This is a genomic window from Acinetobacter sp. UBA6720, from assembly GCF_002454215.1.
Lineage (GTDB): Bacteria > Pseudomonadota > Gammaproteobacteria > Pseudomonadales > Moraxellaceae > Acinetobacter.
Genome location: NZ_DKIK01000049.1, coordinates 1 through 8,435, shown reverse-complemented (window position 1 = coordinate 8,435; position 8,435 = coordinate 1). Strand labels below are relative to the sequence as shown.

At 41.0% G+C, this 8,435-nt stretch carries 11 protein-coding genes; 5 read left to right on the top strand and 6 right to left on the bottom strand.

Annotation, left to right across the window (positions count from 1 at the left end):
- Positions 1-81 precede the first annotated feature (81 nt).
- The 3 genes from infA to B4F08_RS04230 all read left to right on the top strand — a co-directional run bounded on the left by infA (position 82) and on the right by B4F08_RS04230 (position 1,380).
- Positions 82-303, top strand: coding sequence for a translation initiation factor IF-1 (infA, locus tag B4F08_RS04240; RefSeq protein ID WP_004692529.1), 222 nt, complete (start codon positions 82-84; stop codon positions 301-303).
- Between the two features lie 156 nt (positions 304-459).
- A complete protein-coding gene (locus tag B4F08_RS04235) occupies positions 460-834 on the top strand; it encodes a hypothetical protein (protein WP_291373377.1) in 375 nt (124 codons plus the stop codon).
- Between the two features lie 117 nt (positions 835-951).
- Positions 952-1,380, top strand: coding sequence for a hypothetical protein (locus B4F08_RS04230; RefSeq protein WP_291373375.1), 429 nt, complete (start codon positions 952-954; stop codon positions 1,378-1,380).
- 52 nt (positions 1,381-1,432) lie between these two features.
- Here B4F08_RS04230 and leuB read toward each other — a convergent pair whose 3' ends face one another.
- From leuB to leuC, 4 genes are all read right to left on the bottom strand, one after another.
- A complete protein-coding gene (gene leuB, locus B4F08_RS04225) occupies positions 1,433-2,512 on the bottom strand; it encodes a 3-isopropylmalate dehydrogenase (RefSeq protein WP_119064624.1) in 1,080 nt (359 codons plus the stop codon).
- Positions 2,513-2,549: 37 nt separating this feature from the next.
- Positions 2,550-3,110: a hypothetical protein gene (locus B4F08_RS04220; RefSeq protein WP_086209996.1), complete on the bottom strand. Its 561-nt coding sequence runs from the start codon at positions 3,108-3,110 to the stop codon at positions 2,550-2,552.
- Between the two features lie 100 nt (positions 3,111-3,210).
- On the bottom strand, positions 3,211-3,861 hold the full coding sequence (leuD, locus tag B4F08_RS04215; protein WP_291373372.1) for a 3-isopropylmalate dehydratase small subunit: 651 nt from the start codon (positions 3,859-3,861) through the stop codon (positions 3,211-3,213).
- A 21-nt stretch (positions 3,862-3,882) separates the two neighbouring features.
- Entirely contained in the window at positions 3,883-5,331 is a 1,449-nt protein-coding gene (leuC, locus tag B4F08_RS04210) for a 3-isopropylmalate dehydratase large subunit (protein WP_291373370.1), read from the bottom strand.
- A 614-nt stretch (positions 5,332-5,945) separates the two neighbouring features.
- Here leuC and B4F08_RS04205 point away from each other — a divergent pair.
- Both B4F08_RS04205 and B4F08_RS04200 read left to right on the top strand, forming a co-directional pair.
- Complete coding sequence (locus tag B4F08_RS04205) at positions 5,946-6,182, top strand: DUF2061 domain-containing protein (protein WP_086209999.1); 237 nt, start codon at positions 5,946-5,948, stop codon at positions 6,180-6,182.
- A gap of 153 nt (positions 6,183-6,335) precedes the next feature.
- Positions 6,336-7,193, top strand: coding sequence for a LysR family transcriptional regulator (locus B4F08_RS04200; protein WP_086210000.1), 858 nt, complete (start codon positions 6,336-6,338; stop codon positions 7,191-7,193).
- A gap of 61 nt (positions 7,194-7,254) precedes the next feature.
- Here the strand turns inward: B4F08_RS04200 and B4F08_RS04195 are convergent, their stop codons facing one another.
- The gene (locus tag B4F08_RS04195; protein WP_291373367.1) at positions 7,255-7,761 is read right to left on the bottom strand and encodes a DUF2628 domain-containing protein; all 507 of its coding nucleotides are present in this window, start codon (positions 7,759-7,761) and stop codon (positions 7,255-7,257) included.
- 73 nt (positions 7,762-7,834) lie between these two features.
- The gene (locus B4F08_RS04190) at positions 7,835-8,080 is read right to left on the bottom strand and encodes a DUF2789 family protein (RefSeq protein WP_086210002.1); all 246 of its coding nucleotides are present in this window, start codon (positions 8,078-8,080) and stop codon (positions 7,835-7,837) included.
- Between the last annotated feature and the right edge of the window lie 355 nt (positions 8,081-8,435).

Sequence of the window (8,435 nt, the reverse complement as noted above, 5' to 3'; positions counted from 1 at the left end):
GCAACCGCCCATTCCGCCTTGTTTTATGCAAAAAAATTGACTATAATTTGCGCCTTTCCAATTTATTCATTCAGGTAGGCTATGGCCAATAAAGAGGAACTCATCGAGTTCGAAGGCGTTGTCACCGAGACGCTTCCTAATACTATGTTTCGTGTACGTTTAGAAAACGGTCATGAAGTGATTGCTCACATCTCTGGTAAAATGCGTAAACACTATATTCGTATTTTGACTGGCGACAGTGTTAAAGTAGAAATGACACCTTATGATTTGTCTAAGGGTCGTATCACTTATCGTGCGCGCTAAGTTTTAGCGAAGCAAAAAAGCCACTTTTCAAGTGGCTTTTTTAATGTCTGCGCTTAGACTAAACGTTATACATCGACTATATTTAAACCAATAATCAAACTATAATTAAATGCGATAACAACTAAATACACCAAAACAATAATGAAGACGACTTTAATGAAGCTCGCAATTTTACTGTTCCCCATGCTATGTGTTGCTTGTGCCACAACCAACCAAACTCAGCTCAACCAAACCTTACAACACTATATCGGACAATCTTCAGATCAAGTTCAAAACCAACTCAACCTCAATAGCATGGGTTATAAAGTTCTCGGTGCTCCTGTACATATACCCGAGAAACTGACCTACACCCTATTACGCAATATGCCTATTCCGATGGGAACACCCAACCTTGGAACCAGTGTCACTATGGGTGCGCCCATTCCAACACCTTCTAGCGGTAGCCTGAATATTGAAATGAAATGTAAAATTGAGTTCAGACTGCATGATGATCTTGTGGAATCTATTCACTACATCGGTAAAGCGTGTTAACGGCTGTGTTATGTTGAGCCACCTACATACCGTTTATCTCAAATTACTCGAACCATACTCAAACGAATATCCAGATATAGAATACTAAAAGGGTGTCTCTCTGCTTAGGGGATAATCATGAAGCCCTTTATTGTCAGCTCCTTGAGTTCCATCTGCTTTCTACTACTTCAAGCTTGTAGCAACGCTCCAGCGCAAAATCACACCGTCATTTCATCCACTAAAATTGCGCTCCCCGACTATTTAGAACAATATATCGGCCAAGATGTATCGAGCATACGGCGTCAGCTCAACTTACACAAACTCGGTTATGAAACCTTAGGATCACCAATTCAAACATCAAACCAACTGAGTTACACCATCGTCAGACGGATTCAAATTCCAACCCCTATGCCCACTATGCGAAGCGACAGCAGTGTCGGCGCGATTCCTATTCCAACAGCAACCCCATATTATGATGTACAGTTAGAATGCCAAGTTCATTTCTTATTAAAAGACAATATTGCCCAATCTGTTCAATACCAAGGCAAAGCCTGTAAAGGTGATTAAATCTTGGGCAAAAAAAACGCAGCGAATGGCTGCGTTTTCCAGTGTATCTAACTTAGTTCAGTGCAGCCACAACCGCCTGCCCCATTTCCGCAGTACCCACTTTGCTCATGCCTTCAGACATAATGTCAGCAGTACGTAAACCTTGATCCAACACACTTCCTACCGCATCTTCAATCGCTTTTGCAGCAGCTTCTTCACGGAAAGTATAGCGTAGCATCATTGCAACAGACAGAATGGTCGCCAATGGGTTAGCAACGTTTTGACCTGCAATATCTGGTGCAGAACCATGACATGGTTCATACATACCTTTGCCACTTTCATCCAAAGATGCCGACGGAAGCATGCCAATCGAACCCGTTAACATTGCTGCTTCGTCAGACAAAATGTCACCAAATAAGTTACCTGTCACAATCACATCAAACTGTTTTGGTGCACGAACCAGTTGCATTGCTGCATTATCTACATACATATGCGACAAGTTAATGTTTGGATAATCTGCTTCTTTCATGGCTGTTACGGTTTGCTTCCAAAGCTCTGTCACTTCAAGTACATTGGCTTTGTCTACAGAGCACACTTTACCGCCACGTAAGCCTGCAAGTTCAAATGCGACTTTGGCAATACGCTTAATTTCAGACTCAGCATAAACGTCAGTGTTAAAACCTTGTTTTTCGCCATTTTCCAGTTCACGAATACCACGTGGTTGACCAAAGTAGATGCCACCAGTCAATTCACGAACGATTAAAATGTCCAAGCCTGCAACAATTTCAGGCTTTAAACTTGATGCATCTGCCAATTGCGGATACAAAATCGCTGGGCGCAAGTTTGCGAATAAATTGAGCTCACTACGAATTTTTAATAAACCACGTTCTGGACGAATTGAGCGTTCAATGTTGTCCCATTTTGGTCCGCCAACTGCACCAAGTAAAATCGCATCTGCATTTTTGGCTTGTGCTGCAGTTACCTCTGGATAAGGTGAACCATGTGCGTCAATCGCAGCGCCACCCAGTAAACCTTGTTCCCACGTTAAACCTAAATTGAATTGATCGTTTACTCGTGTAAGCACTTGTTCTGCGGCTTTTACAATTTCAGGACCAATGCCATCACCCGCCAAAATCAAAATATGTTTAGACATGAAAAATTCCATTGTTGGTGAGTTTTAACTCACACGATTAAAGTTTTTGTTCTACAAACTCACCCAAGCCATTTAGGACATTGTACGGTTTGCAAAAACGACGAATTGTTCTTTGGTTTTGCTTTAAATCGACACATAAAGGGTCAGGTGCAGACATATTCAATAAACTTCCCTGATGTCGACTGCGCGCACGAAACATTCTAAAAGTATAACGTTCAGCAGGCTTAAAGCGATGAATCACATGTAAGGTTTCTGCTCGGTCTGCTGAGACTGGATAGAAGCGAATGACCAGTTCATGCTGCCCAGCAGGCACCGACAAAAACAGTGAATTTGCATCATTCAAATCATCTCGCTTCAAACGAACAATTTGTTCTCGAATTGCATCACGGCTCACACGATGATTGTCTGCATTGACGATTTTGATTTTATTCAATCGCTCAAACTCACAGTTCACTGTACCTGTACAATAAATTTGTGCATTGTTTTTACTTGCTGGGGTTTCATGAATACGCTTTATACTTGCCGTATTCATACTTTGACAGGCAGTTAATGTGCCTATCAAAGCAAGTAGAGCGATACGACCATAACTCGTCACCATTGTTCAAGTCCAACCTTTACCAGTAGCAAAACGATTAAAATTCTTTTGCTCTGATATTAACAAGAGATAAACCGCAGCACTAGTTATATCGTTTCTTCAATTAAGCATGAATTTCTGAAAACACCCATGGACGCGCAGCTTTGGTCTTTTCTTCATAAGCACGAATCTCATCTGCTGCTTGTAAGGTCAAACCAATATCATCCAAGCCATTTAACAAACAATGCTTACGGAAAGGATCCACTTCAAACTTGAAAGCTTCACCCGATGGTGTACGCACTTCTTGCGCATCCAAATCAATCGTCAGTTGATAGCCTTCATTTGCTGCACATTCTTTGAAGAGTTGGTCAACAATCTCTTCAGACAAAATCACAGGCAACATGCCATTTTTGAAGCTGTTGTTAAAGAAAATGTCTGCATAACTCGGTGCAATCACGGTACGGAAACCATATTCTTCCAGTGCCCACGGCGCATGTTCACGGCTAGAACCGCAACCAAAGTTCGCGCGAGAAATTAAGATGCTTGCACCTTGGTAACGTGGCTGATTCAATGCAAAATCAGGGTTTTTAGGACGTTTTGAATGATCTTGTCCTAAAAAACCTTCATCTAAATAACGCAACTCATCAAATAAATTTTCACCAAAACCCGTGCGCTTAATGGATTTCAAAAACTGTTTTGGAATAATCAAGTCTGTATCGACATTGGCACGGTCTAAAGGTGCAACGATACCCTGTTCAACGGTATATTTTTTCATGTCTATGCTCCCAAGCCCGAATTAAAATGAACGCACATCGACAAAGTGACCTGCAATCGCTGCTGCCGCTGCCATCGCTGGACTCACCAAATGCGTACGACCACCATTGCCCTGACGACCTTCGAAGTTACGGTTGGAGGTCGATGCGCAGTGCTCACCAGGTTGTAATTTGTCTGCATTCATGGCTAAGCACATTGAACAACCTGGCTCACGCCATTCAAAACCAGCTTCAATCAAAACTTTATCTAAGCCTTCCGCTTCAGCTTGAGCTTTCACTAAACCAGAACCCGGGACCACCATCGCCTGTTTAATGGTACTTGCCACTTTTTTGCCTTTGGCAACTTCCGCCGCTGCACGAATGTCTTCGATACGCGAGTTGGTACATGAACCAATAAAAACACGGTCTAACTGAATGTCTGCCAATGCCTGACCTGCGGTTAAACCCATGTACTGATAAGCACGCGTCCAGTCATTACGCTGTACATCATCTTTGGCTTGTTCCAAAGTCGGCACCGCTTGAGAAACTGGAATCACCATTTCAGGCGAGGTCCCCCAAGACACTTGTGGTTCAATCTCTTCACCTTGTAATACCACCACAGTATCAAAATGTGCGTCTGCATCCGAATGTAAAGTATTCCAGTAAGCCACTGCTGCATCCCACTGTTCACCTTGTGGTGCGTAGGGACGACCTTTCACATAGTCAATGGTTTTATCATCGACAGCCACCATACCGACACGCGCGCCACCTTCAATCGCCATATTACAAACCGTCATACGACCTTCAATCGACATATCGCGGAAGACTTGACCACCAAACTCAATGGCATGACCAGTTCCCCCCGCTGTACCAATTTTACCGATAATGGCTAAAACCACATCTTTCGGTGTCACACCCTGACCCAATTGTCCATCAACACGCACCAACATGTTTTTCATCTTCTTTTGAACCAAGCACTGGGTTGCCAATACATGCTCTACTTCAGATGTCCCAATCCCGTGTGCCAAGCAACCAAAAGCGCCATGCGTTGCTGTATGAGAGTCGCCACACACCACCGTCATGCCTGGTAAGGTTAATCCTTGCTCAGGTCCCACCACGTGTGCAATACCTTGACGCACATCATTAATGTCAAACTGCACTACATTAAAAGTTTTGCAGTTGTCGTCTAAGGTTTGGACTTGAATGCGTGAAGTATCATCTTCAATGCCTGCAATACCTTCTGATCGCTCTTTGCTTGAGGTTGGAACATTATGGTCAGGTGTTGCCACGTTCGCACTTAAACGCCATGGCTTACGCCCTGCAAGTTGCAAACCTTCAAAAGCTTGTGGCGACGTCACTTCATGTAATAAATGACGGTCGATATAGAGTAAAGCTGAGCCATCATCACGCTGTTTTACTAAGTGGTCATCCCACAATTTGTCATACAATGTTTTTGGAATTTGGGGTTTTGCTTGTTGGTTTTCGCCTGCCATGTCGATTGACTCCACTGGACTGGGTAATTCTTTCATTAAAAACGATTATAACGGTGATTTCACATAAATCTAATTTATCATTTTTATTAATTTAAAAACTTTTTGGAATTATTTTTAAATCACTCAAGTTCATGCTCTGCTACCGAGTTTAGACGCTTTCAGCAGATTTTACCTAAGCTCATAACACATTGTATACCGTGCTTTTTCTAAACTGAACCATCCCAAACCAACGTTTATTTTCTCTCAATTAACGCTTGAAATTATCTATGCTTGCATTAGACATAAAAGTAGCGCTGAGAATCCAATAGAGTCAAACAACAAAACAAACTCAGCTCAACATTGCCGACATAAATTCACTAGTAACATTCAATTTTATGCGGAATGAACGCCCTTAATTCTTGGCATAACTTGAAGTTACTTGTATTTTTACAAAAGGATTAATGGTTCAAGCAAAAGCCTTAATCTCTGTTTTTATTATGTTAAACATAAAACGAAGCACATTATTTCACTTGATTCAAAAATTCAATCGAGCCCAATCAAAATTTCATTTTGACTTTACTAATGATAATAATTATTATTTACAAATGTAAAGTGTTATTGAGAGGCCTTTTATCATGTCAAACATTCAAAAATTTGTAGCAAAAAATCAACGCATCTTCAAAAAAACTTTAAGCTACTACATCATGCATATTACGGTCGCTATGTTAGTTGCGTATATGGTCACAGGTAACTTATGGATGGCGGTTACCTTAAGTTTGTTAGAACCGACTGTTCAAGCTTTTGCCTTCTTCTTCCATGAGCGAATTTGGGAAAGAAAAAGCCGTAGCCCAGAAGAAAATATTCCGGCCTAAGCCCCATCTCCTCTCATTAACTTAAAAAGATCACTTTTAGTGATCTTTTTTTATCTCAATGCAGATGAAATAACACCCGATTTATTTTAAAGATCGCAATTCATATAAAATGATTTTATAATTCAATTATACTTTCATAACCAGATTATCCTTATGAATCTTGCAGCCTTCGAAGCTTTTGTAAAAGTCATGGAAACCGGCTCTATTTCTTTAGCCGCAGATCAACTCTTCATTACGCAACCTGCTGTGACCAAACGTATTCATAGTTTAGAAGAATATTTTGGTGTGAAACTGTTTGAGTCGGCAGGTCGTGGTGTACAAGCCACGCATGCCGCACATTCACTGCTGCCTAAAGTCAAAAATTGGCTCAATGAACTGGGTGACATTCACCATACCTTGAGTCATGAACAAGGCATGGTTCAAGGCAAACTTAAAATTGGCACCAGTCACCATATTGGTTTACATCACCTACCCAATCATTTACGTGAATATGTACAAACCTTTCCCAATGTCACTTTAGATGTACACTTTGTCGACTCAGAGCAAGCGCATGAAAAAGTACTGGCGGGTGACTTAGAATTGGCTTTTTTGACGCTTCCACCGAAGTTAGATGAGCGTTTGCAATATGTCACCATTTGGGAAGACCCCTTAGTTTTTGTAGCAGCGCCCTTTCATCCGCTGGCACAAATGCAAAACTTAAAACTCGAAGATCTGATTCAGTACCCAAGCTTATTGCCTGCGTCTCAAACCTATACCAGCCAAATCACACTGGCAGAATTTGAGAAACAAGGGCTAAAACCTAAAATTAGCATGAGTAATAATCCACTCGAATCAATTCGCATGTTGGCATCTATTGGATTGGGCTGGTCAGTGCTTCCCAAGACTTTGATCAATCAAGACCTACAACAGTTAAATATTAAATTTGAAATGAACCGCCAATTGGGTATGGTTTGGCATCCTGGGCGAACGCAGTCGCGTGCAGTGCAAGAATTGATTACGATGATGAAATAAGCGCTGCACCAAATAAAAAACCATCCTGTAGGATGGTTTTTTATTTGGTGCGAGGAGTGACTTAAGAACCGCCTATAGCCAATGCAATCAGTCCAAGCCAAATCGCTAACAAAATCGCACCGGCTAAGAGATTTGTACCACCACGATTTTCTAATTCTGTTGCGACATTGCCATTTCCGAACTGGCGGATTTTAGTAATCTGCTTATCGACGTGATGCTTATACAAAGTGTTACCCAGCATGCCAAATGCAACAGCCAAGCCGATATTTGCCCCCGAACTGTCAATCCCCAAAAGTGCTTCACCAATCCCGATAAACACAATCAGAGCTATGGACATAAAGCCATAACTGTACATTTTCCGATAAAACAACCAAATTACGCCCAAGAAAAAAGCCGCAACATTAAATCCTGCATATTGTTTCTTGGATGTGATTTTTTCAAATTGAGCCTGATAGTACGACGCATATTTCTCCCCGATAAATACAGTACGATCTAGTTCGAGCTGATCGACTGAAGCCCGTCTCTCTAAAACACGAGGCGACGGAAAAGATTGTTGATCTAAAGACATAAATTGCTTCTTATTTTTTATTTTATTGAAGAAATAGGGGCAAAGCTTTTCAGCATCGCCCCAAAAATATCACTTATTTTTTAATCAATGAATCTTCATGTAAAGATTCATTGAGTTGATCCACAATAATTGCCCACTCACCATCCGATTTAATTTTTTCTGCCAAAAACTGACGTTGCGCTTCAGTCCAATATTCCGCATCAACAATCATGGTTTGCGCATTAAGCTGATGCGTTACAATAAATAAGGCAATCGCATCTTCATTTGCATCTAAACCGAGTTGCTCAAACAGATGGGTCATTCTTGGTCGTACACTCATGTTATTCTCCACGATACTGTTCTAATTTTTACATAGTCAAAATAGCTTTAGCCAAGTTTTAACATAGCATATTTAGTTAGTTTTCCAAGATTTGTCGTCCCATCACCGCAATATTTTATCAATAGATTTGCTTTCAATGAAATTGACTGACTCAATGTCTTTGCAATAAAAAAGACGACCCGAAAGCACTGCTGTCCCATAGTTAGACTTAAATAAAAAAACCTGAGTCCAAAGTAGTTAAAATATAAGTGCGAACAAACACTTCAACTACAAGGATTCAGGCTTTGTCACATCAGAATACTGTATTTCATCAATTACTCAAACCCATTTTAAGACAATAATTTGAACGTCTTGC